The 26,247-nt window shown below is 59.2% G+C and carries 27 protein-coding genes; 13 read left to right on the top strand and 14 right to left on the bottom strand.

Translation table 11 applies throughout. From position 1 onward, the window contains the following. Positions 1 to 95: 95 nt before the first annotated feature. Entirely contained in the window at positions 96 to 989 is an 894-nt protein-coding gene (locus tag HMPREF3053_RS10380; protein WP_070767670.1) for a cation diffusion facilitator family transporter, read from the bottom strand. A 43-nt stretch (positions 990 to 1,032) separates the two neighbouring features. Between HMPREF3053_RS10380 and HMPREF3053_RS10375 the strand changes: the two genes are divergently transcribed. Then, positions 1,033 to 3,450, top strand: a complete 2,418-nt coding sequence (locus tag HMPREF3053_RS10375) for an ATP-dependent RNA helicase (RefSeq protein WP_049172549.1) — start codon at positions 1,033 to 1,035, stop codon at positions 3,448 to 3,450. A gap of 12 nt (positions 3,451 to 3,462) precedes the next feature. Here HMPREF3053_RS10375 and HMPREF3053_RS10370 read toward each other — a convergent pair whose 3' ends face one another. Further along, complete coding sequence (locus HMPREF3053_RS10370) at positions 3,463 to 4,629, bottom strand: glycosyltransferase 87 family protein (RefSeq protein WP_246819400.1); 1,167 nt, start codon at positions 4,627 to 4,629, stop codon at positions 3,463 to 3,465. Between the two features lie 84 nt (positions 4,630 to 4,713). Here HMPREF3053_RS10370 and HMPREF3053_RS10365 point away from each other — a divergent pair, with 84 nt between their 5' ends. Together HMPREF3053_RS10365 and HMPREF3053_RS10360 are read left to right on the top strand one after the other, a co-directional pair. Next, positions 4,714 to 5,436 carry a YggS family pyridoxal phosphate-dependent enzyme gene (locus HMPREF3053_RS10365; protein WP_049193390.1) on the top strand — a complete coding sequence of 241 codons (723 nt, stop codon included), beginning with the start codon at positions 4,714 to 4,716 and terminating at the stop codon, positions 5,434 to 5,436. Between the two features lie 30 nt (positions 5,437 to 5,466). Next, a complete protein-coding gene (locus HMPREF3053_RS10360; protein WP_049172555.1) occupies positions 5,467 to 5,853 on the top strand; it encodes a Rieske (2Fe-2S) protein in 387 nt (128 codons plus the stop codon). A gap of 14 nt (positions 5,854 to 5,867) precedes the next feature. Here HMPREF3053_RS10360 and HMPREF3053_RS10355 read toward each other — a convergent pair whose 3' ends face one another. Further along, a complete protein-coding gene (locus HMPREF3053_RS10355; RefSeq protein WP_070767698.1) occupies positions 5,868 to 7,082 on the bottom strand; it encodes a Fic family protein in 1,215 nt (404 codons plus the stop codon). A gap of 200 nt (positions 7,083 to 7,282) precedes the next feature. Further along, positions 7,283 to 8,491 carry an MFS transporter gene (locus HMPREF3053_RS10350; RefSeq protein ID WP_070595869.1) on the bottom strand — a complete coding sequence of 403 codons (1,209 nt, stop codon included), beginning with the start codon at positions 8,489 to 8,491 and terminating at the stop codon, positions 7,283 to 7,285. Positions 8,492 to 8,597: 106 nt separating this feature from the next. Between HMPREF3053_RS10350 and HMPREF3053_RS10345 the strand changes: the two genes are divergently transcribed. Together HMPREF3053_RS10345 and HMPREF3053_RS10340 are read left to right on the top strand one after the other, a co-directional pair. Continuing rightward, entirely contained in the window at positions 8,598 to 9,815 is a 1,218-nt protein-coding gene (locus HMPREF3053_RS10345) for a saccharopine dehydrogenase family protein (protein ID WP_070595870.1), read from the top strand. Next, the gene (locus HMPREF3053_RS10340) at positions 9,812 to 10,663 is read left to right on the top strand and encodes an SDR family NAD(P)-dependent oxidoreductase (protein WP_070767668.1); all 852 of its coding nucleotides are present in this window, start codon (positions 9,812 to 9,814) and stop codon (positions 10,661 to 10,663) included. The genes HMPREF3053_RS10345 and HMPREF3053_RS10340 overlap by 4 nt, the downstream gene beginning before the upstream one ends. 1 nt (position 10,664) lies before the next feature. On the opposite strand, the gene HMPREF3053_RS10335 is transcribed toward HMPREF3053_RS10340, so the two are convergent. The 3 genes from HMPREF3053_RS10335 to HMPREF3053_RS10325 form a co-directional block, all read right to left on the bottom strand. Further along, positions 10,665 to 11,000: a YciI family protein gene (locus HMPREF3053_RS10335; protein ID WP_049189837.1), complete on the bottom strand. Its 336-nt coding sequence runs from the start codon at positions 10,998 to 11,000 to the stop codon at positions 10,665 to 10,667. Positions 11,001 to 11,108: 108 nt separating this feature from the next. Next, positions 11,109 to 11,513 carry a hypothetical protein gene (locus HMPREF3053_RS10330; protein ID WP_049172567.1) on the bottom strand — a complete coding sequence of 135 codons (405 nt, stop codon included), beginning with the start codon at positions 11,511 to 11,513 and terminating at the stop codon, positions 11,109 to 11,111. A 79-nt stretch (positions 11,514 to 11,592) separates the two neighbouring features. Further along, complete coding sequence (locus HMPREF3053_RS10325) at positions 11,593 to 12,921, bottom strand: PepSY-associated TM helix domain-containing protein (protein ID WP_070767667.1); 1,329 nt, start codon at positions 12,919 to 12,921, stop codon at positions 11,593 to 11,595. A 145-nt stretch (positions 12,922 to 13,066) separates the two neighbouring features. On the opposite strand from HMPREF3053_RS10325, the gene HMPREF3053_RS10320 reads away from it, so the two are divergent. Beyond that, the gene (locus HMPREF3053_RS10320; protein WP_070767666.1) at positions 13,067 to 14,104 is read left to right on the top strand and encodes an aldo/keto reductase; all 1,038 of its coding nucleotides are present in this window, start codon (positions 13,067 to 13,069) and stop codon (positions 14,102 to 14,104) included. Here the strand turns inward: HMPREF3053_RS10320 and HMPREF3053_RS10315 are convergent. Continuing rightward, complete coding sequence (locus HMPREF3053_RS10315; RefSeq protein WP_070429082.1) at positions 14,088 to 15,086, bottom strand: LLM class oxidoreductase; 999 nt, start codon at positions 15,084 to 15,086, stop codon at positions 14,088 to 14,090. The two genes, HMPREF3053_RS10320 and HMPREF3053_RS10315, sit on opposite strands and share 17 nt — an antisense overlap. Before the next feature lie 54 nt (positions 15,087 to 15,140). Here HMPREF3053_RS10315 and HMPREF3053_RS10310 point away from each other — a divergent pair, with 54 nt between their 5' ends. Then, entirely contained in the window at positions 15,141 to 16,058 is a 918-nt protein-coding gene (locus tag HMPREF3053_RS10310) for an FAD-dependent oxidoreductase (protein WP_070767665.1), read from the top strand. Here the strand turns inward: HMPREF3053_RS10310 and HMPREF3053_RS10305 are convergent. Both HMPREF3053_RS10305 and HMPREF3053_RS11315 read right to left on the bottom strand, forming a co-directional pair. Beyond that, positions 16,015 to 16,254 carry a GNAT family N-acetyltransferase gene (locus tag HMPREF3053_RS10305; protein ID WP_306295438.1) on the bottom strand — a complete coding sequence of 80 codons (240 nt, stop codon included), beginning with the start codon at positions 16,252 to 16,254 and terminating at the stop codon, positions 16,015 to 16,017. The two genes, HMPREF3053_RS10310 and HMPREF3053_RS10305, sit on opposite strands and share 44 nt — an antisense overlap. Continuing rightward, positions 16,233 to 16,376, bottom strand: coding sequence for a GNAT family N-acetyltransferase (locus HMPREF3053_RS11315; protein WP_306295439.1), 144 nt, complete (start codon positions 16,374 to 16,376; stop codon positions 16,233 to 16,235). Before HMPREF3053_RS11315 ends, HMPREF3053_RS10305 begins: the two co-directional genes overlap by 22 nt. A gap of 309 nt (positions 16,377 to 16,685) precedes the next feature. Between HMPREF3053_RS11315 and HMPREF3053_RS10300 the strand changes: the two genes are divergently transcribed. After that, positions 16,686 to 17,915 carry an HNH endonuclease signature motif containing protein gene (locus HMPREF3053_RS10300; protein WP_016421766.1) on the top strand — a complete coding sequence of 410 codons (1,230 nt, stop codon included), beginning with the start codon at positions 16,686 to 16,688 and terminating at the stop codon, positions 17,913 to 17,915. On the opposite strand, the gene HMPREF3053_RS10295 is transcribed toward HMPREF3053_RS10300, so the two are convergent. Then, on the bottom strand, positions 17,912 to 18,238 hold the full coding sequence (locus HMPREF3053_RS10295; protein WP_005511827.1) for a transglycosylase family protein: 327 nt from the start codon (positions 18,236 to 18,238) through the stop codon (positions 17,912 to 17,914). The two genes, HMPREF3053_RS10300 and HMPREF3053_RS10295, sit on opposite strands and share 4 nt — an antisense overlap. A gap of 93 nt (positions 18,239 to 18,331) precedes the next feature. On the opposite strand from HMPREF3053_RS10295, the gene HMPREF3053_RS10290 reads away from it, so the two are divergent. Both HMPREF3053_RS10290 and HMPREF3053_RS10285 read left to right on the top strand, forming a co-directional pair. After that, positions 18,332 to 19,345 carry an App1 family protein gene (locus tag HMPREF3053_RS10290; protein WP_070546991.1) on the top strand — a complete coding sequence of 338 codons (1,014 nt, stop codon included), beginning with the start codon at positions 18,332 to 18,334 and terminating at the stop codon, positions 19,343 to 19,345. After that, positions 19,342 to 20,034 carry an AAA family ATPase gene (locus HMPREF3053_RS10285; protein WP_070546990.1) on the top strand — a complete coding sequence of 231 codons (693 nt, stop codon included), beginning with the start codon at positions 19,342 to 19,344 and terminating at the stop codon, positions 20,032 to 20,034. The genes HMPREF3053_RS10290 and HMPREF3053_RS10285 overlap by 4 nt, the downstream gene beginning before the upstream one ends. On the opposite strand, the gene HMPREF3053_RS10280 is transcribed toward HMPREF3053_RS10285, so the two are convergent. Beyond that, complete coding sequence (locus HMPREF3053_RS10280) at positions 20,018 to 21,400, bottom strand: DHA2 family efflux MFS transporter permease subunit (protein ID WP_070604527.1); 1,383 nt, start codon at positions 21,398 to 21,400, stop codon at positions 20,018 to 20,020. The genes HMPREF3053_RS10285 and HMPREF3053_RS10280 overlap by 17 nt on opposite strands. A gap of 59 nt (positions 21,401 to 21,459) precedes the next feature. Between HMPREF3053_RS10280 and HMPREF3053_RS10275 the strand changes: the two genes are divergently transcribed. Beyond that, complete coding sequence (locus HMPREF3053_RS10275; RefSeq protein WP_049172586.1) at positions 21,460 to 21,876, top strand: iron chaperone; 417 nt, start codon at positions 21,460 to 21,462, stop codon at positions 21,874 to 21,876. Positions 21,877 to 21,900: 24 nt separating this feature from the next. Here the strand turns inward: HMPREF3053_RS10275 and HMPREF3053_RS10270 are convergent, their stop codons facing one another. Next, positions 21,901 to 23,274, bottom strand: coding sequence for an aminotransferase-like domain-containing protein (locus tag HMPREF3053_RS10270; RefSeq protein ID WP_048731913.1), 1,374 nt, complete (start codon positions 23,272 to 23,274; stop codon positions 21,901 to 21,903). Between HMPREF3053_RS10270 and HMPREF3053_RS10265 the strand changes: the two genes are divergently transcribed. Together HMPREF3053_RS10265 and HMPREF3053_RS11265 are read left to right on the top strand one after the other, a co-directional pair. Next, positions 23,273 to 24,535, top strand: coding sequence for an aminotransferase class I/II-fold pyridoxal phosphate-dependent enzyme (locus tag HMPREF3053_RS10265; protein ID WP_065421670.1), 1,263 nt, complete (start codon positions 23,273 to 23,275; stop codon positions 24,533 to 24,535). The genes HMPREF3053_RS10270 and HMPREF3053_RS10265 overlap by 2 nt on opposite strands. A 124-nt stretch (positions 24,536 to 24,659) precedes the next feature. Beyond that, a complete protein-coding gene (locus HMPREF3053_RS11265; protein WP_255351592.1) occupies positions 24,660 to 24,782 on the top strand; it encodes a hypothetical protein in 123 nt (40 codons plus the stop codon). Positions 24,783 to 24,820: 38 nt separating this feature from the next. Here HMPREF3053_RS11265 and HMPREF3053_RS10255 read toward each other — a convergent pair whose 3' ends face one another. Beyond that, complete coding sequence (locus tag HMPREF3053_RS10255) at positions 24,821 to 25,636, bottom strand: hypothetical protein (protein ID WP_049172588.1); 816 nt, start codon at positions 25,634 to 25,636, stop codon at positions 24,821 to 24,823. Positions 25,637 to 26,247: the final 611 nt, after the last annotated feature.

Below are 26,247 nucleotides of genomic sequence, written 5' to 3'. Positions count from 1 at the left end.
CGAGTGGACTTAAACAGTGCATGATTTTGTATACACAATCTTAAAGTGTAAGGCTCATCACTTTCAGCGCTTTCGTGGAATTTGCCTCACGCGCGTTACAACTGCACATCCCCATAGGCGCGTTCGTCCTCGATCGGCTCCAGATGCGAGGAAATATGCACACCCGGGAAGCGCTCCCGCAGCTCATCCTCCATCGCAGTGAGCACATCGTGGCCGCGCTCGACGCTCCACGCGCCCGGCACCAGCACATGGAACTCAATGAACTGCTGATGCCCCGACACACGAGTGCGAATCTCGTGAACGTCAATGCCCCGACTCCGATTGCGGTGCGAGGCCAAAACCTCGTCCACCGCCACGCGGTCCTCGCCCTCCATGGCCTTGTCCATCAGGCCGTTACCGGAATCGCGCAGCAGCTTGAAACCGGTGACCAGGATGTTTACGGCCACCGCCAGCGCGATAATCGGGTCGAGCCACCACAGGCCAGTAATCCACACCAGAGCCACACCCGCCAGAACACCGGCGGAGGTCCACACATCGGTCATAAGATGCTTGCCGTCGGCGGTCAGCGCCAGGGAGTTATGCTGACGCCCAGCCCTAAGCAGAATCAGCGCCACCGCACCATTAACCACCGAGGCAATCACGGTCACGATGAGGCCCAGGCCGATCTGCTCAATCGGCTGCGGGTGCACCAAACGCTCGATAGAGACATAAATAATCGCCGCCGCCGCCACGAAGATCATGGCACCTTCCAGCCCGGCCGAGAAGTACTCTGCCTTGGAATGGCCGAACTCATGGTCGCGGTCCGCGGGCCGCGCGATAACCTTGAGCACAATAATTGCGAAAACTGCCGCAACCAGATTGACAATCGACTCCGTCGCGTCGGAAAGCAGGCCCACCGATCCGGTCAGAATGTAGCCCCAAAACTTCAGCGCGATGGTGACGACCGCCGCCCCCACTGAAAGCCAACCAAAACGAGATAAGTCCTGCATATGCGGGCACTTTACCCGCCTGTCCGGAGTTACTACCAGTTCTATGAGCACCGATTTCCAGTTCAATTTGCAGAACATTTCTGCAGGCCTGCCGTTCGCGTCGCAGCTCGCCTCGCTTGCCGACGCCGTGCGCGACCACGACGTAGTAGTCCAAGCCCCACCGGGCACCGGCAAGACCACTTTGGTTCCGCCGGCAGTAGCCAACACCCTGGGCGGCCGCATTGTGGTCACGGCTCCCCGGCGTGTGGCGGTGCGCTCGGCAGCGCGGCGGTTGGCACAGCTGTCGGGCACGAAGCTCGGTGGGGAAGTTGGTTACTCGGTGCGTGGCGACACAAAAGTTTCCCGCGCCACCCGCGTGGAGTTTGTCACTCCCGGTGTGCTGCTGCGTCGACTGCTGCGCGACGGCGACGTGGATGCCAGCGCGGTGCTCATCGACGAGGTGCACGAGCGCGGCTTGGATACCGATTTAGTGCTGGCGATGGTGCGCGACTTGCGGGATATCCGCGATGACCTGCGCCTTGTCGCTATGTCGGCAACGGTGGACGCGCCGAAGTTCGCGACCCTGCTCGGTGGCTCTGCCCCGGCTCCCATCGTGGCTGCGGAGGCGGCAATCCACCCGTTGGACATCCGCTACGCGCCCTTTCCGCAGCGGCTGGATGCACGCGGTGTGACCGACGACTTCCTACAGCACGTTGCTGCACAGGCCAGCACAATCGCGGAAGAAGCCGCCGGTAATGTGCTGGTTTTCCTCCCCGGCGTCCGCGAGGTGGAACGCTGCGCGGGTTATATCGCGGATTCCTCGGAGGTGGCGGTGCTGACGCTGCACGGCCAGCAGAGCTCCGAGGAGCAGGACCGCGTGTTTCGTCGGCAAGCGGATGGTAGACGCGTAATTGTGTCCACCGCGATTGCGGAATCATCCGTGACTGTGCCGGGCGTGCGCGCCGTTGTCGACGCCTGCCTCGCGCGCGGACCGCGACTCGACATTGCGCGTGGCTTCTCCGGCCTGGTCACCAGCTCGTGTGCGCAGTCCTCCGCGAACCAGCGCGCTGGCCGAGCGGGACGTGAGGGCCCGGGCATCGTGGTGCGTTGTGTCTCCCAGTCGGAGTTCGCGTCCCTCCCAGCCTGGCCCGCGCCGGAAATCGAGGTCGCCGACCTGACACAGGCACTCCTCGACGCCGCCGCGTGGGGCACGCCTGGGATGCAGGGACTGAAGCTTCTCGACGCCCCACCACCCCACCACGCGGAGGTCGCAAACCGCATTCTGGCTGGCCTGGGCGCTGTTGATGAGGCCGGTGACATCACGGAACTCGGCCGCACCCTGGCTACCCTGCCGGTGCATCCGCGCATGGGACGCGCGCTGCTGACCGCCACGGCCATGATGCCGCAGCACGCGGACGCGGTCGCACGCGCGGTGGAGAAACTCACCGACGCCCGCGGCTTGGCCAAGCAGGTGCGCCGCATTGAGCTGGATACTGAGGCCCCCGCCAACCTGCTGCCCTCGGACATCCCCGCGCTGGTCACGGCCCTGGCCTGGCCGGATTTCATCGGGCGACGCCGCAGTGCGAACTCCGACGAATACCTCTTTACCGGCGGCACCGCTGCGGAACTCACCCGTGGTTCTGACCTGCGCGGCCACGAATGGATCGCGGCCGCCGACATCTCGCGGCTCTCCCATGGGCGCGCGCTGATTCGCGACGGCGAGGCGATTGACCTGGAAATCGCCATGCTCGCCGCCGGCCACCTCGCCCGCACGGAGACCACGGCGCGCGTCGAACAGGGCCGTGTTCGCGCCCGCGAGCGCGACCTGCTCGGCGCCATCGAACTGTCATCCCGCCAGGTCTCCCCGACGCCCGAGCAGTGCATTGCCGCCAACTCCGCCTGGCTTGCCGACGCGCTTACCGACGCCTCCCCCAGCCTCGACCGCGACACCGAGCAGCTCCGCCGCCGCATGGCCTTTCTCCACGCTCATCGCGGTGCCCCATGGCCGGATGTCTCCCCCGCAGGGCTCGCGGCTCAGGCCGAGCTCCTTTTTGCCGGCGAGCTGGACCGTCCGACCCCACCCAAGCTAGATGCCGAGCACCTCCGCCGCCTGCTGCCCTGGCCGGAGGCCTCGGACTTCGACCGGCTGGTGCCCGAACGCCTGGAGGTCCCCTCCGGTTCGAAGATTCGCCTGGAGTACCCGGAGGACCCCACGGACCCTGAGGCGCAGATTGTCCTGGCCGTGAAGTTGCAGGAGTGCTTCGGCCTGGCGGAGACCCCGCAGGTATTGGAAAAGCCGGTGACAATGCATTTGCTGTCACCGGCTCAGCGACCACTCGCGGTCACTCAGGACTTGGAAAGTTTCTGGAATGGCGCCTACGCACAGGTTCGCTCCGAGATGCGGGGCCGTTACCCCAAGCACCCGTGGCCGGAGAACCCGTGGGAGGAGCAGGCTACTGCGAGAACGAAGCGTCGTCGTTAAGCAAGCCCGTCGTTAAGCAGCTGCCTGCGCCCGCACGCGACTGGGCTTGCGCCAGAGGTAGATTGCGTAGCCCAGGCAGGTGAAGAAGAGCACGCCGCCCATGATTCCCTGCATGTTGCCGTAGAACCACTGCCCCACATTGGCAGCGTGGCCGAAGTCATTGCCCACGAACACCTTGTACGGTGCCCACCAGTTGGCAATCATGAACAGAGTGCCGACAATAATGTGTCCAATCTCGCGGACGAAGAGCACCAGCGGCACGAAGACCATGACGATCGACCAGTGGTGACTGACCGCATATGGCCCGGCGAAGCTGACCGCCAGCGCAGCGAAACCAAGGGCTGCGACATCATAACCATTGCGGTGGTAGATCCACGCCACGAAGGCGGCGGCGATGGCACCGATGAGGAAGAAACCGTAGATGCCAATATCGAGCGCGGTACCCTCCACCCCGGCGCGGGCGAGCAGACCACTGAACGCCTGGTTGGCCTCATAGGTCGGGGCGCCACCGCGGTTGCCGGCGAAGAACTCATCGGTCCAGAAGTAGATGGACTCCTTAAAGCGCACGGCGAAACCAATAGCGACGGTCACCAGGAACCAGCAGAAGCTCTTGGCCACGGCCGCAAAGTCACGGCGCATGAGGAACACCAGCGCATATGCCGCGGGAGTGATCTTAATTCCCGCCGCGATACCCACGCCCAGTCCACGCAGTTTCTTGGGCAAAAAGCCCAGCACATCGGAGACCACCAGCAGCGCGAGGAAGACGTTGATCTGCCCGAAGAGCACGTTGGCGCGCAGCGGGTCGAGCAGCATCACAACACCGAGCACGCAGGTAGCCATCAGCTTCGGACGCTCAGAGCCGAGACGAGTGAAGACCATCCACAGCATCGCCCACACCGCCGCCAGCGTGGCGAACGTCCAGATGATCTGCAGGGTCACCGGCCCCGCCCAGGTCAGCGGGTAAAACAGCAGCGCCGCAAACGGTGGGTAGATGAAGCGGAAACCCGATCTGGTGGGAAACTCTGGTGAGTAGAGATCCTGGTCTCGTCGTAGTGCCCAGCCGGCGTCTTGGAAGACCTCGAGGTCCATCATGTAGGCAGTTGCCGCAAGATAGATGAAGTCGATGACAACGACCAGCGACACCAGCCCAAATACAATTGCCAAGATCCGTCTCTGCATGACGGAAAGCGTCGAGAGTCTGTCCATGAGCATGATTCGACACTACCGCACAGTTCTTCCTACTCAGGCCTTAGAGTGGGAGGTATGTTCGTGGAAAACTATCGCAAGGTTCGCTCCGAGATTGACGACGCTTGCCGACGAGCTGGGCGCCAGCCCTCCGAGGTCCGCCTGCTGCCAGTCAGCAAGACTGTGCCTGTCGACGCCCTGGTGGAATCCTGGCCGGAGCTCGCAGCAGCCGGCTGCGCTGGCCTGGCGGAAAACCGCGTCCAAGAAGCGGTGGCCAAGGCGGAGGCATTCCGGGAGGCCTTCGGCGACAAGGCACCGCATATGGCCATCATTGGTCCACTGCAGACGAATAAGGCCGGCCACTTAGTCAGCTGTGCTGATGAGTTTCAGGCGCTGGATCGCCCGAAGGTGGCCGGGGCGCTGCAGCGTCGCTTGGCCGATTCCGAGCGCAAGCTCGATGTGTTGATTCAGGTCAATGCCTCCCGCGAGCCGCAGAAGTCGGGTCTGGCGCCGAGTCACGCGGCGGAGTTTGTCCGCATGTTTGGCCCCGATGGCGAATACCCGAACCTGCGTCTGCGCGGGTTTATGACCATCGCGGCCCAGAATGATCCGAATGTGCGCGAGACCTTCGCGGAGCTGCGGGAGCTGCGGGACAGTCTGCTCGGGGATTTGCCGGACGGTGTCAGCCTCAACGAACTGTCAATGGGTATGTCCGGCGACTACCGCGAAGCCATCGCCGAGGGGGCGACCACCGTCCGTGTGGGACGCGCCATCTTCGGTGAGCGCTCCTATCAGAAATAAAGGTCGCGAAATAGAGGTAATCTCAATGCCATGAGTTCTGATGTCTCCCCGTGCTCCCGTCGTCGTTTCCTCCTGGGAACTGCCGCCACTGCAGCTGGCGCACTCGTAGCCGCTTGTGCACCAAAGTCTGCGGTGGAAAAGGTTGACGCTGCCGACATTCCGGTTGGCGGCGGTGTGGTGATCGGCAATTACGTCGTCACGCAGCCGGAGGAAGGCAAGTTCGCCGCTTTCTCCAGTTCCTGCCCGCACCAGAATGGTCGTATCACCGAGGTCAGCAATGGTGTGATGATTTGCCCGAACCACAACTCACACTTTGATATTGCTACTGGTGAGGTTGTTTCTGGTCCGTCGCGTAAGCCCGCTGGTCAGGCATCGCTTTCAGCTGAAGGCACTGAGCTGATTGTGGGCCAGAAGTAGGTTCCGGAAGCAGATTAGTGTTCGGTGGGTTCAAGGCCTAGAAGGTCTACGCCAGCCGGCGCTAGCTGGAATCGCAGCGGGCGACGGCTCGTCGGCGTTGCCAGTCCTTGAGCCTCTAACTCGGCGAGATACTTTCGCGCTGTCCGCTTCTCCTTGCCGATGGTGTCGGCGACGTGTTCGAGCTTGATTCCATAATCAGGTCCGAACAACCGAACCTGTGCCAGGACAAACAGCGTCCCGATTTCGTTGTCTGTCAGCGACACGGACAGTGCCTGCTCGGGCGAGTTGGTTAGCTCAGCTACCCGCTGTTCAAGCTTCTCGCACTGGTGGGACTTCATCTGCAGCTCTTCCAGCAAATACTGCTGAGCATTCAGAATGACATCAGCCATCACCTCGACGAAGAACGTGACTTCGCCCCGGTTCATTGGGTCTTCCGTAGTGGTAAAAGCCTTGTAATACTTCGCTTTATCCTCAGCGAGTTGGCGAGAAATAGTCAGCGCTGTGGCAGGTGAGAGTCTCTCCCGCAAAGCCACTGACAGCAGAAAACGCCCCATCCGACCATTGCCGTCATAAAACGGGTGAACGAACTCGAACATGAAATGGCTTGCCAGGATTCGAATAAGCCGATTGTCCTCTGAGGAATTCACCGTTTCCAGGAACTCATTGAGAAGTTGGTGAATGGCAGCTTCACTTTCAACACCGCGATGAATCTGTCGCTGCCCATCGGTAATTGTGACCGTTGATGCTCTAAAGAGTTCACCGTCTAACTCATCCTCGGCGCCAATTTCATCGCCGAGAAGTTGATCGTATTGCTGCCGGATCCCTGTGAGCGTTGTCGGAAACTCAATCCGCTCATCGTTTGCCAGCCGGAAATAGAGCTGACTGAACTCATGAAAGCGCTTGTGCTGGGTTCCCGAAGTGTTGTCCAACGCCTCGGCGACTTCTCGCCGTGTGGAGTGAATCCCCTCAATCTCATTGGTGGCTACCACCTCGGCCAGGAGCAGATTGAAGAGATAGTGAGTCCGCGCGGCACCTGGCAGACGATTCCACAACTGTGAAATCTGCAGCTCTAGAGACAGAATCTTTTCAACCCTGGCTGCGAGATCGCTTGTGATGCAGCAAAAGAGTGGCCACTGCCCCAGCGGAAAGTGCCACTGAATCGTCGACGGGGAGTCTTTGCGTGACTGGTACTCGCTCTCCACTGCCTGTTCCGCATCGTGTGCAGACATGTGGAAGATCCTCTTAAGCGGATAGTGCTTCACGGCGAGTCTCCCCCTTCTGTTTCCAATGCTTTTTACATGATGCTTTCTACATATAGTGCCCTAAAAACGAACCCTTAATGTAAAAAATCACCGTTTTTTACATTAAGGGTTCGTTTCTTGGTGTCTAAATGTACCTTGCTGGCGATTTTCCCCCTACCGCGTTACCCTTACCGCCGCGGCTTCAACCCCGCCACAGCACACGCACCAGCGATGAAGGACAGCGCCACCAGCCACGGAATCAGCCCTGCCCACTCGAAGTGGCTGAACACCATGCCGGAGACCCAACCGACAATCGATGAGCCCGCGTAGTAGCTGAACAGGTACATCGATGACGCCTCGGCGCGGTCGCGCTGCGCCACCAGCCCCACGCCGGACGAGGACAGTGAGTGCGCCACGAAGAACGATGCCGTGAATACAAGTACGCCCACAACCAATGCGGGCAGCCACGGCAGCAGCGCCAGCCCCAGGCCCACGCACGCGGCCAGAGTCGCAATGGCGATGAGGCGACGGCGGCTCACCGTCTTCGCCCACACGCCCGCGCGTGCCGACGACCACGTGCCCGACAGGTAGAGAATAAATACGAACCCTGCCAGTGCCGGGGAGAGCCCGAACTTATCGCCCAGTCGGAAGCCCAGGTAGTTGTACAGAGAGACAAACGACCCCATAAACAGGAACGCCAGGGCGCACAGCGCGAGAATGCGCGGGTCGCGCAAGTGCCGCGCTATGGCCTGCCCCTCCCCTGCAAACGACAGCTGCTTCGGCTGGAACCTACGCTGTTGCGGCAGGAAGTACCAGGTCAGAATGGCGAAAACAAACGCCACCGTCGCCGAGACCGCAATCGCCACCCGCCAGGAGGCGAACTCCAGCACAATGGACGGAATAATACGGCCGAGCAGGCCACCGACCGTCGTGCCCGAGATATACAGCCCCATCACGCGACTGACATGGTCGGCGTGGACTTCCTCACTGACATACGCCATAGCCACTGCGGGCACACCGGCAATGACAATGCCCTGCAACAGGCGCAGCGCAATCATCGAACCGATGCCCGGCGCAATTGACACCACGAGCCCCAGTAGCGTTGCCACAAATGCGCTGATGACGATGACGCGCCTGCGCCCAAAGCGCTCCGACAAAATGGACACCGGGATAATCGCACAGGCCAAGCCACCGGTGGTGGCGGATACCGTCAGCGCGGCGGTGGCGGGGTCGACCGATAGCTCGTCGGAAAGCGTGGGCAGTAGCGCCTGCGTTGCGTAGAGCGCTTGGAACGATGCCAGGCCAGCGAAAAGCACAGCAATAAGCGCGCGACGGAATCCGGGATCTTCTGGCCGTAGTCCTTCGATCTGTTCGGGGTTTTCGTTAGCGCTAGTCACTTGTCCTACGTTAACCCTCCCTCCAAACCTCTCGCTGAGTACCCGGATTCAGAAAACCTTTTTAATTCGCCCGCGGTATCGCTTTCGTTTTATTAGTTTCGTAGGCATGACTACTTCTTCCGCACAGCCACAGAGTCGCAATCACGACCGCGAGTACGACATCGTCGTCTACGGTGCCACGGGTTTCGTGGGCCGCTTGATTGTGGACTATCTGGCTAAACACGCCGGTCAGACGAAGGTGGCGCTCGCAGGCAGGAACGCCCAGAAGCTTGCCGACGTCGCGGAGAACGCAGGCGTATCGGACTGGCCGGTCATTGTTGCGGATGCCGCCGACCAGCAAGCGGTGGCTCAGCTTGCGGCCAGCACAAAGGTGGTGCTGACCGTTGTGGGACCGTACGCGAAGTACGGCCGCACTCTGGTGGCCGAGTGCGCCAAGGCCGGTACTCACTACGTCGACCTGTGTGGCGAGGTGCTGTTCGTCCACGACTCCATCGCGAATAACCACGAGGTGGCACAGCAGACCGGAGCGAAGATTGTTCACTCCTGCGGCTTCGACTCGATTCCTTCCGACGTCGCTGTCCGCGAGCTCCACGAGGCGGCCCACACCAAGCTCGGTGAAACAACCCTGCTGTTCAAGCACGTCAAGGGCGGTGTCTCCGGCGGCACTATCGATTCGGTCCGCGTCCAGCTTGCACAGGCCAAGAAGGACCCCAAGCTGCGTCGCATCATCGCCGATCAGTACGCCCTGGCTGAGCCGGGTCCCGACCAGGGTAAGTTCGGCGTCGACCTGCGCCCGGCGCGCTTCCGCCGCCACTGGCGAGCGCCCTTCTTCATGTCGCCGTTCAACACCCGAATTGTTCAGCGCTCGGCGATGCTGGCGGATTACGGTGATTCCTTCCGCTACCGCGAGCTACTCAATGTCGGCCGTGGCCCGAGGGCTTTCGTCCGCGCAAATATTTTTGCGGCTGTCTGCAGGTTGGCGCTGGCGGCGATGGCGTTCGGGCCGACGGCCAAGCTCATTGATAAGAAGCTGCCGAAGCCGGGTGAGGGCCCGAGCGCTGAAGAACAGGCCGAGGGTCGCTTCACCATCGAGGCCTACACTGTCGATACCTCCGGCATTCACTGGCGTTCCAAGGTGTCTCTCGAGGAAGACCCGGGGTACGCAGGCACCGCGATTATGATTTCCAGCGCCGCCCTCGCACTCGTCCACGACGATCTGCCGGACGCTACCGGCGTGCTCACTCCTACTGTCGCGCTTGGCGACGCCCTGTCCCGCCGTCTCCGCGCGGGCGGCATGACCATTGAGGCGGTGCAGGCTCGATGACTGATGGCCTGACCGGTGCTTTTGCGAATCTCACCCGCGGACCGAAACTGCCGAGTGTAGGTGGCGGCCGTGCGTTAGTGACCGGCGCTTCCTCCGGCATCGGTTGGGCATGCGCGGAGGCACTGGTCAAGGACGGTTTCGAGGTCGTTGGCACGTCCCGCAGGGGCGCCGAGGCGCCGCACCCCGAGGGCGTGCAGATGGTGGCACTCGACATGTCCAGCGCCGACGACATCGCTGCTGTGGTCGCCCACGGGCCTTACGACGTCGTCGTCGCCAACGCCGGTGAGAGCCAGTCGGGCGCTTTCGAGGAGCTACCCCGCGAGGCGCTTGAGCGTCTCTTCCAAGTCAATGTTCTGGGGCAGGTGGAGCTGTTACAGCAGCTGCTGCCTGGCATGCGCGAGGCCGGTCGTGGCCGAATTGTGCTGGTTGGCTCGATGCTCGGCGGGTTGCCGCTGTCCTACCGTTCTTCCTATGTGGCGACGAAGGCCGCTATCCGCGGCTTTGGGCTTTCGTTGCGCGGTGAAGTCGCGCAGTTCGGTATTGGGGTGACGGTTGTCGAACCGGGTGCCATCAACACGGGGATTTCTACACGTCGGACGACGTATGGCGATGAGGGCTCCGTTTACGCTGCTGATGTCCACCGCATGCTGACGAAGTTGAACGCCAATGAGGAAGATGGCATTCCCGCTTCGGAGATTGCTGAGGTGGTTATGCGCGAGGTGACCGCCGAGCGACCTTTGGCTCTGGTGGCGCGGGGGTCGTCGGCAAGCGTTGCAGTGCCCTTCATGCGGCGAATCCCGACGCAAGCGATGTTGACCATCATGCGCCGGGTGCACGGGCTGCGGTGAGTTAATCGGCGACGGCGCGCATTTCGACTGCCTGCGCGCACGCCTCCGCGGCTTCGTGGGCTAGATTGATGGCCTCTTGCTCGTCTGCGACTTGGACAATCCAAAAAGCTGACGGGAACGTCATCGCGTTGTAGTACGGCAAATCGCTGTGCGAACCATCCGGCAGCACCGTCATGGCATCCTCCGGTGGAACCAGCCCGCCGGACATAACCCAGTGGCCTTCGTCCTGAAGCTTCTGATTGAAGCGTCCAATCCGTTCAAAGGCAGCGTGCATTTCCTCATCAGAGTCATACGCGTTGATATCTCTGCGGCCATGGACCGTGAAAAAGTACTGCACACCAAGCTCCTGAGTTTCGTTTTGCTAAGTGTAACAGATTGCGCGGGGCTGGAACCGGGAATTTGTGGGAATTTTAGAGCTTTGGCTGAGCGTTTTTGCGGCCAGGGCCTAGTTTTCCTGCCGCGCAGCGGCGGCTCGCTGTGCCCTGATCTCCGCTACCTGCTGCTTGCGGGTATTGAAGCCCATGCGCCACGGGGCGGCTAGACCTGACTCGGGGGCATGCGGGTTATCGCGCCAAGATTTGCCCTCGTTGTAGGCCTGCGCGCCCTCACGGTATGCGGCGGATTGCTCAGTAAAGGTTGGGTACGGCTGTTCGGTGGCTTGCCTGGTCTGCGCACCGACCGATTTCATTCTCGCGCGCAGTTCCTTGATTTTGCTCTTCACCCTTTCGTTATGCTGTTCCTGCTGCTCGGTGATCTCAGCGAGTGCCTGCTGCTCGGTGATGGGGTCGCACCAGTCTTCCTGACCGTCGTCTTTGTAGATACTGCCGCTGTGATCCCAATACCTTGTCATGCGTTTACCCTCCTGAGTGTTTTTTATGGGTCTTACCACGCCGTTAGGTACAGGGAACCCGAAGGCGACAGAACCTACACTAACCTCTCCGCAGCTTCCGCCAGGCCCAATCCACAATCACGAAGCCAACGAGAGTCACACCAAACAGTGGTGCAACCACCGAGTAGGCAATCAGCAATGCCACAACAGCCGCCGCAACACCCGGGCGAATGTCCCGCCAACGCGTCGGCGCCGGGAGCCTGCCAGGGCGGCCACCTCGACCGCGCCCAAACCACATGGCGTACCCGCGCACAATCATCGCCAACAAAGCGACACCGATCAGTGCCAGAACCAGCTGATTCACCCACCCGAACAGGATGCCCATGTGCGCGTTAATCAGCCATTCGGTCAGCTTCGCCGGCAGCGGCCAGTCCGCAAAATGAATCCGATCAACCATCGCTCCGGTCGAGCCGTCAACGGTGACGGTCTCAATGCCCATCCGCCATTCCTCGCGGGCTTCCTTGGCCATCCACACCGTGCCAGCTTCCGGTGGTGTCAGTTCGACTTTCCCGGACAGGCCCTCGGCACGTGCGAGGTTCATAACATTATCTGCCTCTGACCAGTCGTAATTCGCTGGTGCAGTCGCAGTCATGGCTGGCTTTGGCGCGTACCAGTCCATCGTCTCGCGCAGCTTTGCGATGCCCGTTCCAGCCACCCACGACCACGTCAGGCCGGTGACGGTCAGGAATAAAAGTCCGACGCTAATCGCCACGCCGACATTCGCGTGACGACGCATATGATGCGCCCTCTTACTTGTTCCCTGTGTCCGCTTGCGACGCGAACGGTCCCACCAGAGCCAGAGGCCACCAATGGCCAGTGCGCCCATCCAGGATGCTGCCGTCTCCGAGTAGAGGCGACCAAAGTTGCTATCAATCCAGAGTCTGCGGTGCCCTTCCGAGATCCACGCCCGCAGTGGCAGCGCCGCCGAGGAACCGTATTGCACCAGGTCACCCTTGATGCTCAAGTCGCCTGGGTCAACGAACACCGCATGTCGGTAGGACTCCGACTTCAGCTGCTCGTCATTGAACATGACTCGCGTTGTCTGCCCCGGCTTTTCCGGGACCTGCACTGCGGTTACCGGCAGGTTCGGGTGCACGCGCTGCGCGACCTCAACCTGCTTTTCCAGTGGTTGTGCGGGAAGGCTTGATGTTGCAGTTAGTTCTTCGTGGTAAACCACCTTTTCTATGCTCGGGGCGAGGGCATACGCCACGCCTGTGATAGCTGCAATAACAAGTAGTGGCGCAACGAGGATGCCTGCAACGACATGGATTCGGTGCAGTAATGCTCGTGGCCCACCATTTTTCTGAGTCTGTGCGACGGGGTTTGCGGCTGGCGTTCCAGCGGCATCGCCTGTGGCTATTGAAGTCATGCCTTATTAGTCGGACGAACTGCCCCAGTTGTTCCCCAGCAAGCTCACTTTTATTACTTCCAGGGGTAGCCATTCGGCCACGCGCCTCGTTGTCGGCCACCTTGTGCACAACTACTCGTCGTAAAGCCCGCGTACCCTCGAATACATGGCTTATCCAGACGTGTACCACGCCAATGACAACCGCTATGAGACGATGCCGTACAACCGCTCCGGCGGCACGGGGCTGAAGCTTCCAGCCATTACGCTGGGACTTTGGCATAACTTTGGTGATGACCGGCCGCTCGAGACGCAGCGTGAGATCCTGCGCACCGCGTTCGACCACGGCGTCACACACTTCGACCTCGCCAACAACTACGGCCCACCGCAGGGCTCTGCGGAGGCGAGTTTCGGTCGCATCATGGCCAAGGATTTCGCTCCTTACCGCGATGAAATGATCATTTCCTCCAAAGCCGGTTGGTACATGCAGGATGGTCCCTACGGCTTCGGCGGCTCGCGGAAGTACCTCGTGGCCAGCTGCGATGCCTCGCTGAAGCGCATGGGCCTGGATTATGTGGACATTTTCTACCACCACCGCCCCGACCCGGATACGCCTATCGAGGAAACCGTCGCCGCCCTCGATTTCCTCGTCCGGTCGGGTCGCGCACTCTACGTCGGCGTGAGCTCCTACTCCCCCGAGCTCACTCGCCGCGCGCAGAAAATCGCCCGTGAGCTGGGCACACCGCTGACCATTCACCAGCCGAGCTACTCCATGTTCAACCGCTGGATCGAGGACGAGCTGCTGGCAACCTGCGCCGACGAAGGCATGGGCGTCATCGCCTTTTCCGCGCTTGCGCAGGGGCTTCTCACCGACCGCTACTTGGATGGCGTGCCGGAGTCCTCGCGTCTCGGGGCGCACAAGATGAACTCGGGGTTCCTCAACGACGACACGCTCACCGCCATCCGCGAGCTCAACGCCATTGCTTCACGACGAGGCCAGTCCCTGGCACAGATGGCCATCTCGTGGGTGCTCCGCCGTGACGAAGTGACCTCAGCCCTAATCGGTGCATCCTCGGTGAAGCAGCTGAAGAACAGCCTCGGCGCCCTGGACGCTGCACCGTTTAGCGATGAAGAACTCGCGGAAATCGACAAGTGGGCTGTCGACCGCGGGATTAATCAGTGGCAGGGCGCTACGGAGTCTGTGTAGGGAGCTCATCGAGCGCCGGCAGCACATACTCAATCAGCTCATCAATCTGCTCTTCCGCATCCCGCTTCGAGGTACGAAAGTTGATGCTGACGTGGTTGATCCCGAGCTGTCGCTGCGATTGCAGCAGCTCAATGAGCTTGTTGCGGCCAAGGCGGTACCCGAAGTGGCCGCCCTGCGCGGGGGCGTCGGGATCTTCATGCAGGTCAATCCACAGTGATTCCAAGAAGGGCTTGAACACGCCCTCGCCGCACTCCTGGGCCACCGCCTCCTGCCAGTTGACGATGTTTTTCCTCTGCATCTCCAAACCCTTGTGGTACATGAACCACCCGTCGGTATGCGCGGCCTTCCACTCCAGGCTCTGCTGACAGGAGCCAGTGGCCAACAGCGGAACTCGGCGTGCCAGCGGCTTGGGCACCACATCGGATCCGCCCATCTTGCCCTCGGACCACCGGATAGGCCGGTAGCTGGTGCTGAGGGCTTTTTCATAGACCTCGATATGCTCGCGGAAACGCTCACCGCGCTTGCCTTTGTCCTGGTTAAAGGCGGGGAACTCCTCGGGTCGGTCACCGGTGGCAACGCCAAAGAGGAAACGGCCGTCGGAAAGCCTGTCCAGTGTGGCAGCGCGCTTGGCCATCACCAGCGGATGCTGGAAGGGCACGACGACTGCACCGGTGCCGAGCGCGATGTCGGTGGTGTGTGCGGCAATGTAGCTGAGGTACATCCAGGGGTCGTAGACCTGGCCGACGTCGCCGAATGTTTCCACGCGCAGCGGGATGTCGCGTGCCCACACCGCCGCGATGCCTGCGCGTTCGACTTTCTGAATCAGCCGAATCTGGTTGCTCAGCGCGTCCCTGGGCTCGGCTTCGGCATCCTGCTCGATGGGCAGGCTCAGCCCTACCGTGAGTCGGCCCGGCGCGAATGTGCGCTGGTAACCGGGTAGTTCGTCGATGGGCTTGTCCGAAAGATCAAACAGCGAGCTCATGGTGCTCCACGGTAGTACAGCTCGAGGTGCGGCACTCGTCGTTAAGCTGGAAACATGCTTGAGGATGTCATCATCGTCGGTGGCGGCCAAGCTGCCCTCGCTACCGCCTATTACTTGCACAAACGCGGCATTGATCCGCTCATTCTGGACAATCAGCCCGCTCCCGGCGGCTCCTGGCGCAATGTCTGGCCCTCACTGACGCTCTTTTCCACCCCGGACTTTTCCAACCTTCCGGGCATCCAGATGCCCAATTATGACGGTTTCCCGCCCGCTTCCCACGTGATTGACTACCTCAGCTCCTACGAAAAGCGCTACGAACTGCGCGTTCAGCGCCCGGTCACCGTTACGCACGTCTCCCACGACGGCAACTTCCACCTCACCAGCGATGCCGGCGACTTCGAATCCCGTCAGCTCATCGCCTCCACCGGCAACCGCCCCTTCGTCCCGTATTACCCCGGCACGACCACCGCGAAACAGTGGCATTCGGCCAACTACCCAGGTCCCGAGCCATTCGAAGGCTCCCGCGTTGCCGTTGTCGGCGCGGCAAACTCCGGCGCACAAATTGCCTCTGAACTGGTACTTTCCAACATCGACACCACCTGGTTCACCCGCCACGAACCACGCTGGATGCCCGACGACGTCGACGGCCGCGTCCTGTTCAAACGCTACCGCCAGGGCTCCACCGACAGCATCGGCGACATCGTTGTCCTACCGCCCGTCCGCAAAGCCCGCGACTCCGGCGCACTCACCTGGACGCCCATGTTTTCTTCGCTTGACGACGTCCACGCGGACCACCTCATCTGGTGCACCGGTTTCCGCCCAGCGCTCGGCCCTTTCCGCAGCATCGACTCTGACCTCATCGAGTTCGTCGGCTACGGCGACTGGGTTGGTCCCGGCGCCGCCACAATCATGGGTGTTGGGCCCTTTGCTAAGCGCGCGGCCGAGCGGACGGCTGCCCGTCTGTCAGCATGACCTGCATTAACAGCATGTCCAACCAGCGTCCGTTCTTCGTCCCCACCTGCGGCAGCAGTCCAACGCGCTGAAAGCCATACTTTTTGTGCAGCGCAATCGATCCCTCGTTGCTGCCTTCAATCGCCGCAACCAGAACGTGCTTTCCCGCCTCGCGAGCAGCATCGATGGTCGCGCTTAACAGTGCGCCTCCATCCATGCGATGCGATCCTCCGCACTGACAGTGTCATCATTCCAGATGGCGACGGTGTCGATTACGGCTTCGTTGTAGATCTCCGCGATTGCCGCGGCATCGTCCCGCGTTGCGTGCCGGATGATCATGGTTTTACTCCCCGCTGTCTGCGCTGTTTCTGTGCTGTTTTCTACAGCTCCGCTTTTATGAAAGCGGGATTACCAAGCTTTCGTTTTCGAACGGGTGTTTTAGTTTTGTTTTCCGTCCGCTAGCTCGCATACAGCTCACACTACTCCCTCAAATATGCAGCTAGATAGCGCTTTACCGCCTCCACCGACCACCTTCGAAAACTCCTCAAAATTCTCTTTCATTTCTCTTTACAAACTAGAAACATGCCCGTATGATAGCAAGTAAGTTCGAAAGAAAACCGACAACCATTGGAGCACCAGGGGGATCCAATGAAGTCCGAACAAGTACCCGAACCATATTGGGCTCATGAGAATTCTGAAGATGAGCTCTCAGCACTCGCGCGGGCTACCAACCGCGCCCAACTTGAGTTGATTGAAGCCTGCTGCCCTGCAGGTGATGATGACGTTGAAAACCATGCCGCTCGCATCAGCGTTCGGTTGGGAATCACTCGCAGTGAGGCACTGCGTATCTGTGACATTGGCCTGTTGCTGGAGAAAATGCCACAGTTGGCGGAATATGCCCGGGAAAGCTGCGCATTATCCATGCGGCAACTCGGCATCATTGCACATGGCGTAGTCGGCATCGAGCCTGATCAAATACCCGATGCAGAGAAGAAGATTCTGGCATTGGTTACGCCACGGAAGCGTCGTCAAGCAATGATTGGTCCTCGCACGCTCACCACCAAAATTGGTGATATTGCTGCGGATTTGGATGACCGCGCTCGTGCCGACGGCACAATTCCCACCATCACCGATACGGAATCGGTGACTCTGGTGGAACGTCCCGACAGCTACTCTCAAATCATTCTCACACTGCGGCCGGACCGCGCCTATTTTGCCATGTGCGCGATTGAAACGGTTTTCCGCGCGAATGAGGAAATGACGCAGGCGGATGCATTTGTGGAACTCATCCACCAGCGCACCAATGCGGAAGTTGTGCTCAATGTTTTCCGCGAGCCCCACAGTGATGATGCCTGGCTGGACGGCGCCGGCTGGCTTGGCGCGCTGGTCACGGAAGAGTGGATGCAAAAGGTGACGCATGTCCGCCTCTCAGCAGACAGCGCCACCAATGGTTACCGTCCAACTCCAGCGCAGGTCGCCCGCGTCCACGGTCGCGACGGCACGTGTCGCTTCCCCGGCTGCGAAGTCCCAGCATATAAGTGCGATATTGACCATATCGCGCCGTACAACCAGGAAGCCCCCGAAGCCGGTGGCCCCACCGACACACAGAATCTGCACTGCCTATGCAGGAAGCACCACAACCTGAAAACCCACAAGCTCTGGGATATCACCGCTTATGAGGACGGCTCAGAGGTGTGGTCCTCTGCCGACGGTATTACCGCGGCGACCGTCCCGGCCGGACCATTAGCCGGGTTCGGGCGACAGACTTTTGACAAACGCGCTACTCAGAAGACGAAAGCACGCCATGACCACTACATGAAGTGGTGGCTGTCATTCGCGGCTGTGCCAGATCTGGTCTTTGATGATGGGGAGGATTAACCCAGCGGACCACCGCAGTTCGGCCATGCGCCAGCACCCTGGGAGGCAAGCACGCGCTCGCCAATCTCAATCTGCTGCTCCTTAGTGGCCTGGTCAGCCGTCGGTGCGTACTGGTCACCGCCGTGGCCGCTCCAGGTCTGCTGCGAGAACTGCAGTCCGCCGTAGTAGCCGTTACCGGTATTGGTCTGCCAATTTCCGCCGGACTCACAAGCCGCAACCTGATCCCAGGCGCTAACTGATGCAGCGTTAGCGGCCGCGGTCGGGGCAGCAATCATGCCTGCTGCCACAGCGGCGGATGCGATGAACTTACCGGAAAAACGCATAAAAAGAGAACACTCCTAAAGGGTTGACTTTTCTCTTGGGCGACCAACCTACGCGCACCCTCCCCCGTCCTGTCAACCCGTATCCTGGAAAGCATGTCCGTGGCAGATGTCGTCCGCAAGACCGAGAGAAGGATCAACGCGCTGGCCGCCAAGCGTTCCAAAAACGCTGGTTGGGAACCGGAAATCATCGGTTTCACCGGGTACGGAAATGCAGAGCGCGTGCGCGTATTCGGCCGTGTCCTCCTGAAGGATCCGGCCAAAAAACGAGACGAAGAACGAAACAAAAAACGCGGATTTTGGCAGTTCTTTACCGTCGAACTCGCGGACTTTCCCGTCACCATCACTGCCGGCGACCGCACGGTGGAAACCACCACGGATAGCAACGGCTATATCGAGGTACTAATCAGGAATCACGGCCTGGAACCCGGCTGGCACGAAATCACCATCAACGACACTCCTGCAGAGGTCCTCATCCTCTCCCCGGAGACCAAATACGGCATCGTCTCCGATATTGATGACACCGTTTTGGTCACTATGCTGCCGCGCGCCCTCATCGCCGCCTACAACTCCTGGGTCAAGGAGACAGACGAGCGCAAGGCCGTCGCTGGCTTCAGCGAGTTCTATGCGCAACTTCGCCGTCGTTACGCGAGCAAAACCGACGAGGACACGGACGTTCCCGTCATCTATCTCTCCACCGGAGCGTGGAACACCTTCAGCACACTAAAAAAGTTCCTACACCGCAACAACCTGCCGAAGGGCCCACTGCTGCTCACCGACTGGGGGCCAACGCCCACCGGCCTGTTCCGCTCGGGCAAGGAACACAAGAAGGTGCGACTTCGCGACCTGTTTATTGACTTCCCCGAAATCAACTGGATTCTCGTCGGCGATGATGGCCAGTACGACCCGCTCATCTACGGCACGGCCGCGGCGGAGCATCCGGACAAGGTCGCGGCCATCGCAATCCGCAACCTCACTCCCAGCGAGCACGTGCTCTCTCACGGCACGGCGGTGCCAATTGAAAAGCTGGAGAACAAGGAGGTCCCGTTCATCGAGGGCGCCGACGGCTATGAACTGCTCAAACAGATTGACCAGCTGCCGCAACCATGATCTACCTCCGCCATGCCCGTATTCACGATGATGCCGAGCTCCCGGCGTACGTCGTAAAGCTCGCGCTGCCCTTCCCCATGACCTTCACCACGCCGATTACCATCCTGACCGGCGAAAACGGCAAGGGAAAGTCGACGGTACTGGAGGCGTTAGCGTCGGCGATGGGTGTCGATACGGACGGCGGCTCGCGGTACAAGACGCAAGAGCGCACCTCCCCGGTCCCACTGGCGCTGACCAGGCGCAATCCCCCGGATACGTTTTTCTTTCGCGGCGACGCGCACCTGAACCTCGCGCGCTATTACGAGTCGCTTGGGCAGCTACCAGGTGGCAGAGAAATGGCAGACCTCACCCAGATGAGCCACGGCCAATCCATCATGACGCTGGCCGAACGCCGCTTCAGTCCCGAATCACTGATTTTCCTTGACGAACCCGAGGCGGGACTGTCGGTCCTACGCCAACTGGAGCTCCTCGGCCGCCTCGGCGCGCTCGCGGAAGCCGGCGCACAAATCATCATGGCGACGCATTCCCCCATCCTGCTCGCCACGCCAGAAGCAACGATTATTTCGCTTGACGACGCCGACACCACCCACTTCGAAGACACCCTCGCGGTACGGGCGACCAGGGATTTCCTGGCCGATCCGGTCGGCATCGCGGACTACATGGTGGAGCGTTTTACGTCGGATTCTTAAGCCCCAGCGCCGCCACGACACCCACGGCCGACAGTGCCACCGGCAACCACATCGCGTCACTCATGGCGGTGGTGAAGTCGCCACGGTTGCTGCTGAGCGCCGCCGCCATGACGGTGGCAATCAGTGCGCTACCCAGCACACTGCCAATCTGGCGGATGGTGTTGTACACACCGGAGGCGGCACCGGCGAGGGACGGGTCGATGTTGCGAGTAGCAGCCGTCGACAGCGTGCCCCAAATAAACGCGTTTGCCACACCGAATGCGGCGCCCGGCAGTAGCAGCCACAGCACGGAGAGGTCCTCGTGGATGAGGTAGTGGAACCCGAGCATGCCCACCAGCGAGGACCCAAAACCGATCAGCGCGAACTCGCGGAACTTCAGCCGGTCCAGCATTCGCCCAGTCCATGGCGCCATGACACCGGAAATGAGCGCCTGCGGCACGAGCAGTAGTGAGGCCTGGATGGTCGATAGGTCGCGGGCATTCTGGGCGAAGAGGATGATCGGGAAACCAACCGCGACCACCAGCGCGCCCATCACGGCAATGGCCAGCGAGGAGATGGTGAAGTTGCGATCCTTAAAAAGGGACAGCGGCATCAGCGGTTCGGCCGTGGTCTTGGCCTCCCACAGGGTGAACAGGGCCAGGACCACCACGCCACCGGCAATCAGTGCCCAGATCCAACCGGACCAGCCGGCACTCTCCCCCTCCTGAATGCCGAAGACCAGCAGGAACATACCAATCGCGCTGAGTACAACACCGAGATAATCAATCTTGTTGCGGTGCGTCTCAAAGGTCGGCAGATAGCGGAACGCAAAAACGAGCCCGATCAGCCCAATCGGCACATTAATGAGGAAAATCCAGCGCCAACTCAGCAGCTCAATCAACACGCCACCGGCCAGCGGCCCCGTCAGCGAGGCAATTCCGGCCGCCGCACCCCACAGGCCCATCGCCGCACCGCGATGCGCCGGCGGAAACATCTGCGTAATCAGCGCCATCGTCTGCGGCGTCAGCAGCGCGGCCCCCAGTCCCTGCACCACGCGGGCAATGATCAGCATGCTTAACGACGGCGCCAACCCACACGCCAGCGACGCCAACACGAAGATAACCAGGCCCGCTACATAGGTGTGCTTGACTCCCCAGAGGTCACCGAGCCTGCCAGTAATGAGCAACGGCACGGCATAGGCCAGCAGATAACCACTGGTCACCCACATGACCTGGTTGAGCTCACCGCCCAGTTCATGCTGGATGGTGTTGATACCAACGGTGACAATGGTGGCGTCGACCAGGATCATGAAGAAGCCGAGTAACACGGTCCATAGCGCTGGCCACGCCTTTTTGGGATCAAACTGAGTATTCAAATCTGTAGCCACTCGGAGTTATGTTAGTTGATGGCTCGGGTGTTAGTTGATGGCACAGTAAAATCCAGGCTATGGCTGTTCAGCATATGACCGATGAAACCATCGCCGAGTTCTTCGCCAATCACCTCTCGCGGGTAGATGATGACACGCAGCGCGCTGTCGCTCTCGAGGTGTTGGAATGGGTTCATGAAAAGTACCCGGAACTCGGCGTTCGCATTGCCTGGAATCAGCCGATGTTCACGCTCGATGGCACTTTTATCATCGGTTTTTCCTACGCCAAGAAACACATGGCGATTGCCCCGGAACGCGCTGGTATTGAAAAGTTCTCCGACGACTTCGATGCCCGCGGCCTCTCCTACGGAAAAATGATGGTCCGTTTCCCCTGGCCAAAGGATGGCAAGGCCGAGTCCATGCCGCTGGACCTGCTGGCCAAAATGATTGAGTTCAACATCGAGGACAAGCGCGGGATGACCAAGTTTTGGCGGTAGGAATGTCTCCGTCGAATTTAGTGGCTAGCCCGAAACCACGCTGTCCAGAATCATCGCAGCATCAACAAATCTCTCGGGATGGGGACCCGCGAAGTTCAGGCGTAAATACGGGCCGATTTCCTCGGAGGGAAACCAGTCCCGTCCTGGCGCAACTATCAGTCCCCGTCCTTCGCAACGTTCGGCAACCTCTTGGGGGTCTGTGCCATCGGGAAGCCTGCACCACAAGTTGAGTCCTCCTTGAGGCACGTGTGGAGTTTCCACCGACGGCGCATATCTGGATAAAGCTTCAAGCAAATCATTTCGTCGCTGTCGCAGTGCGACCTGCATATTTTTGAGGTGCGTCGCGTACGCACTTTGCTTGACGACGTCCAGCGCCACGGCCTGCAAAATTCCACTGGTGTACAACGCTTCGGCTGAAACTTCTGCGAGTATCCGCTGAAGAACTGGCCCCTTGGCAATTACTGCCCCTACCCGAACTGCAGGCGAAATCACCTTTGTCAGCGATCGCAGATAGATGACATGCCCTTCGGCATCATCCGCCGCTATCGGAACATCAGGTGCGTCGAATGCGAAATCATGTGCCCAATCGTCCTCAATGAGGAAAGCGTTGAACGCTCTTATGATTTCAATAATTGTTTTACGACGAGCTGTCGACCACCGTTTCCCATGAGGGTTACCGAACGTGGGTTGACCATAAAAAGCTCGTGCAGAACTCGTTCGTAGCAGCCTCTCCAAACTCTCGGGGATTGGCCCCTCATCATCACTTTCCACTGGTAGTAGAGAAATCCCAGCCTGCCGAGCAGCCAGGATTGCACCCCAATATGAAGGCGACTCAATGATGAGTTCCTTCGGTGAAATGGCACGAAAAATGGCACCGAGCCCGCTCTGTGTGCCCGGAACAATAACCACATCGCGCTCATTTGCCCGTACCAGTTGCGAAGCAAACCACTGCCGCAGTTCTGCCATCCCCCGCACCGGTGCTCGTCGATAGGCATCGTACGATTTACTGACTCTGGTAAGCGCTCTTCGTACCAAGTTCGTTGGCAGCAGAGATTCATCCGGATAACCGGAATGCAGACTGATTGCCTCATCAGTGGAAGCTCTCTGGGTGGCGGCCAGAACCCTTCCGGTATTGGGCTGAGGTCCCAGCGCTCCGACTTGCCAGCTAAAGTCCGCCCGTGGGAGTTGTTGGCGATGCCTGACGAATACCCCCACGCCGACTCGCACTTCTACCAGTCCGCGGGTAGCCAGTTCGTGGATAGCGTTTCGCACTGTCACCGGGCTAACCGAATACGACCGTGTGATTTCACGGCTGGATGGCAGCTTTTCTCCGGCTTTGTGTTGCGCAATCCACGTTTCCAGCTCGCCGACCAACATAGACGTGCTACTGTTAACCATGAATATACATAGTAGCGCTATCGTATCGAAGCGCGCAGTGCTATCCTGCCCAATCCATTTTTCGCATCACCTCGACAATGTTCTCTATGACCTGCGCGGACCAATTCAGGACAAGGCCGACGAGCTACAGCGCCAGGGCGTAAAGGTCATTCCCCTCAATGTCGGAAATCCTGCCCCATTCGGCTTCCGGCCATCTGCAGAGGTACTTTCCGCTACGCACCGTGGCCTCGAGGAAACTTCTGGATACTCAAATTCCCTCGGCCTGAGCGACACCCGTCAGACTGTCGTGGACTACTACTCGCAGAATGAGGACTTCCCCGCCCTCGATAGCAATCACGTTCTTGTCGGAAATGGTGTCTCGGAGCTGGTAAACCTATGTCTACAAGCTCTCATCAACGACGGTGATGAGATCCTCATCCCCTCACCCGACTATCCACTCTGGACCGCATCCACCACCCTCGCCGGCGGAGTCCCCGTGCACTATTCCTGCCTAGAAGAAAATAATTGGCAGCCAGACGTCGATGCCATACGCGAGTCCATCACAGCCAAAACTCGGGCGATTGTCATCATCAATCCAAACAATCCCACAGGCGCCATCTACTCACCGGAGACTCTCTCCCAGATTGCCCAGCTCGCACGTGAGCACAATCTAGTGCTGCTTTCCGACGAAATCTACGACCGCATTGTGTACCCTGGAGCCTCGTTCACTCCAACAGCTTGCCTAGCGCAGGATGTCCCCTGCTTAACGTTCTCCGGCCTTTCCAAGACGCATCGCTTGGCCGGATTGAGAGCTGGATGGGTGACTGCAACTGGATTTCGCGAACAGGACACCCTGTTTAAAGGAATTCGACTACTGGCCTCAATGCGGATGTGCGCCTCAATTCCAGCCCAGCACGCGATTGCTGCCGTGCTGGGCAAAGAACACAGCATCGACAATTTAGTACGACCCGGTGGCCGCCTCTTCGAACAAAAAGTTGCTGCCACTACAGCACTCAGCAAGATTCCCGGAATCTCGTTCATCGAGCCGCAAGGGGCGCTGTACATTTTCATTCGACTAGACGGCAATATTTACGAAATTGATAAGGATGAGGACTTCGTTCTCTCGTTTCTGGAAGCAGAACACATTCACATCGTCCAAGGCAGCGCTTTCAATGTGAAAGGCGGGACATATGTCCGGATTACTTTTCTTCCTGAGGTCGAGACAATTGAACATTTCGCCGCTCGCTTCGCAGCTCACCTGGAGAAGTACGCTAAGCGCTAGCCCCTAACTACATCGCTAAATCCGCCAGGGCATCCTCATCAATAAAGGCCGTCCATCTTCGACCCGCGCAGGTATTGAAAAGTTCTCCGACGAGTTCGATGACCGCGGCCTCTCCTACGGAAAAATGATGGTCCGCTTCCCCTGGCCAAAGGATGGCAAGGCCGAGTCCATGCCGCTGGACCTGCTGGCCAAAATGATTGAGTTCAACATCGAGGACAAGCGCGGGATGACCAAGTTCTGGCGGTAGGTCGGGGTTGATTACCAGCCCTGGAAGCTGCCAAGCACTTAATGAGCATTCCTTTCCTCAGCGAGATCACGCAGGAATGTGTCTTTGTCGTCGCAGTAAATCTCAATCGAGGAAACCATCATTGGTCCCTTGTAAAGATCTTCTGCCACGACCTGCGAATCGACTTCTAACTTGACGTTCACTTCGCTCAAAACAGGCACCCTGAGATTGCCGTGCTCGTCAATTGCTACGTCCCCTCCTTCACCTGCCGTTACGGAGCTCGCATGACGTAAGTGTGACCACGGAATTTCGCAAATAAGCCTTCGCCCATTTCGCAGTACGAGTCCTTGCGGTGTCATTAGATGTGGATGATCCCGAACAGTTACGTAAAATCCAGATAAAAGAACTACGGCATAAACACTAATTACCAGCAATAAATATCGCCAAAACGCATTAGAAATAGCAAAATGCACTATGCTTATTTCTGCAACGCTCAGCGCCAGTATCATAAAAACAACAGTTCGAAGGTTTCTATATGCTGTGAAGGATCTGACTTCACTGTCGACATTTCTCTGAGGCTTAAAAAAGGTGAAAGCAGCTAGCAGCGAACCAACTTCCGAAACGAGTAACGCTAGTATTTTTCGAGGTACGCCAAATTTCTTTGACGTCTCGGACAGCGAAGAAGCCCATGACCTGCCATTTCTGAGATAGTCTTGCCACATACCTCCAAACAGTAAGAGAAAAGCCGCAACCACCACGGCAAGTGGTAACAGGAATACCCAACCCGGCAAACCAGATACCACATTCATAAGAAGGAAAAGAACTCCTTCAAAAATAATTGCGGCACCCAGCATTGCTCTAAATACAATTTTCATGTTTGCCTTCCGACTATGAATTGGCAGGTTTTCCTCGGAAGAAGATTACTCACCAAACGGGCTCTCTCTTAATACTTCTTACACATTCTTGAGTTGCCTTTTCACGATATGAACAGGTACCAAATGGTCGTTAAAATATGGCCGTAAGCCAAGCTCATGACTGAACACCGCTATATCAATGCCCCAGATGGGGGCCGACTGCCCTCATGCACATCTCAAAACTATTCAAGTTTTCTTCTACTTTCAATACAAAATGAGTTGTGAGATTTCTACATTTCTTCTCGTGAGCCGTTGCAATGCTAGCTGGCCGACGCATCCGACGACTTATGGCCACGCTATTCACCTATCGATGCGCTACAGCGTGTCCACAAGTGAATAGCGCATCGACAAGTGAGAGAGCCTGGCCCACAGCGTGCGCATAAGTGCCGAAAAACCATCGATAAGTCAGGAGAATCCATCGACAAGTCCCCGAAACCTGGCCATAAGTGCCGGACAGGGTTAAAGGAGAGTTAAAGGACAAGCCAACAACCTCAGCTCAGCATCTGCCTCTGCTTCAACCCAAGCCCCACCCCAAACCCGGGTTAAGTAAAGAAAAGTGTGTCCGCATGCCA

Source organism: Corynebacterium sp. HMSC064E07 (assembly GCF_001815745.1).
Lineage (GTDB): Bacteria > Actinomycetota > Actinomycetes > Mycobacteriales > Mycobacteriaceae > Corynebacterium > Corynebacterium jeikeium_D.
Note: the sequence above shows the minus strand (reverse complement) of the source record. Positions and strands in the feature narration are given on the sequence as shown.

Coding starts and splice junctions, on each gene's coding strand:
- HMPREF3053_RS10310 (WP_070767665.1), top strand. CDS start 15,141: ATGCTTGAGGATGTCATCATCGTCGGTGGCGGCCAAGCTGCCCTCGCT.
- HMPREF3053_RS10265 (WP_065421670.1), top strand. CDS start 23,273: ATGAATATACATAGTAGCGCTATCGTATCGAAGCGCGCAGTGCTATCC.
- HMPREF3053_RS10355 (WP_070767698.1), bottom strand. CDS start 7,082: ATGTCTGCACACGATGCGGAACAGGCAGTGGAGAGCGAGTACCAGTCA.
- HMPREF3053_RS11315 (WP_306295439.1), bottom strand. CDS start 16,376: ATGATCATCCGGCACGCAACGCGGGACGATGCCGCGGCAATCGCGGAG.
- HMPREF3053_RS10300 (WP_016421766.1), top strand. CDS start 16,686: ATGAAGTCCGAACAAGTACCCGAACCATATTGGGCTCATGAGAATTCT.
- HMPREF3053_RS10320 (WP_070767666.1), top strand. CDS start 13,067: ATGGCTTATCCAGACGTGTACCACGCCAATGACAACCGCTATGAGACG.
- HMPREF3053_RS10340 (WP_070767668.1), top strand. CDS start 9,812: ATGACTGATGGCCTGACCGGTGCTTTTGCGAATCTCACCCGCGGACCG.
- HMPREF3053_RS10360 (WP_049172555.1), top strand. CDS start 5,467: ATGAGTTCTGATGTCTCCCCGTGCTCCCGTCGTCGTTTCCTCCTGGGA.
- HMPREF3053_RS10380 (WP_070767670.1), bottom strand. CDS start 989: ATGCAGGACTTATCTCGTTTTGGTTGGCTTTCAGTGGGGGCGGCGGTC.
- HMPREF3053_RS10375 (WP_049172549.1), top strand. CDS start 1,033: ATGAGCACCGATTTCCAGTTCAATTTGCAGAACATTTCTGCAGGCCTG.
- HMPREF3053_RS10305 (WP_306295438.1), bottom strand. CDS start 16,254: ATGGATGGAGGCGCACTGTTAAGCGCGACCATCGATGCTGCTCGCGAG.
- HMPREF3053_RS10255 (WP_049172588.1), bottom strand. CDS start 25,636: ATGAAAATTGTATTTAGAGCAATGCTGGGTGCCGCAATTATTTTTGAA.
- HMPREF3053_RS10345 (WP_070595870.1), top strand. CDS start 8,598: ATGACTACTTCTTCCGCACAGCCACAGAGTCGCAATCACGACCGCGAG.
- HMPREF3053_RS10370 (WP_246819400.1), bottom strand. CDS start 4,629: ATGCAGAGACGGATCTTGGCAATTGTATTTGGGCTGGTGTCGCTGGTC.
- HMPREF3053_RS10285 (WP_070546990.1), top strand. CDS start 19,342: ATGATCTACCTCCGCCATGCCCGTATTCACGATGATGCCGAGCTCCCG.
- HMPREF3053_RS10365 (WP_049193390.1), top strand. CDS start 4,714: ATGTTCGTGGAAAACTATCGCAAGGTTCGCTCCGAGATTGACGACGCT.
- HMPREF3053_RS10325 (WP_070767667.1), bottom strand. CDS start 12,921: ATGACTTCAATAGCCACAGGCGATGCCGCTGGAACGCCAGCCGCAAAC.
- HMPREF3053_RS10295 (WP_005511827.1), bottom strand. CDS start 18,238: ATGCGTTTTTCCGGTAAGTTCATCGCATCCGCCGCTGTGGCAGCAGGC.
- HMPREF3053_RS10290 (WP_070546991.1), top strand. CDS start 18,332: ATGTCCGTGGCAGATGTCGTCCGCAAGACCGAGAGAAGGATCAACGCG.
- HMPREF3053_RS10330 (WP_049172567.1), bottom strand. CDS start 11,513: ATGACAAGGTATTGGGATCACAGCGGCAGTATCTACAAAGACGACGGT.
- HMPREF3053_RS11265 (WP_255351592.1), top strand. CDS start 24,660: ATGATGGTCCGCTTCCCCTGGCCAAAGGATGGCAAGGCCGAGTCCATG.
- HMPREF3053_RS10275 (WP_049172586.1), top strand. CDS start 21,460: ATGGCTGTTCAGCATATGACCGATGAAACCATCGCCGAGTTCTTCGCC.
- HMPREF3053_RS10315 (WP_070429082.1), bottom strand. CDS start 15,086: ATGAGCTCGCTGTTTGATCTTTCGGACAAGCCCATCGACGAACTACCC.
- HMPREF3053_RS10270 (WP_048731913.1), bottom strand. CDS start 23,274: ATGGTTAACAGTAGCACGTCTATGTTGGTCGGCGAGCTGGAAACGTGG.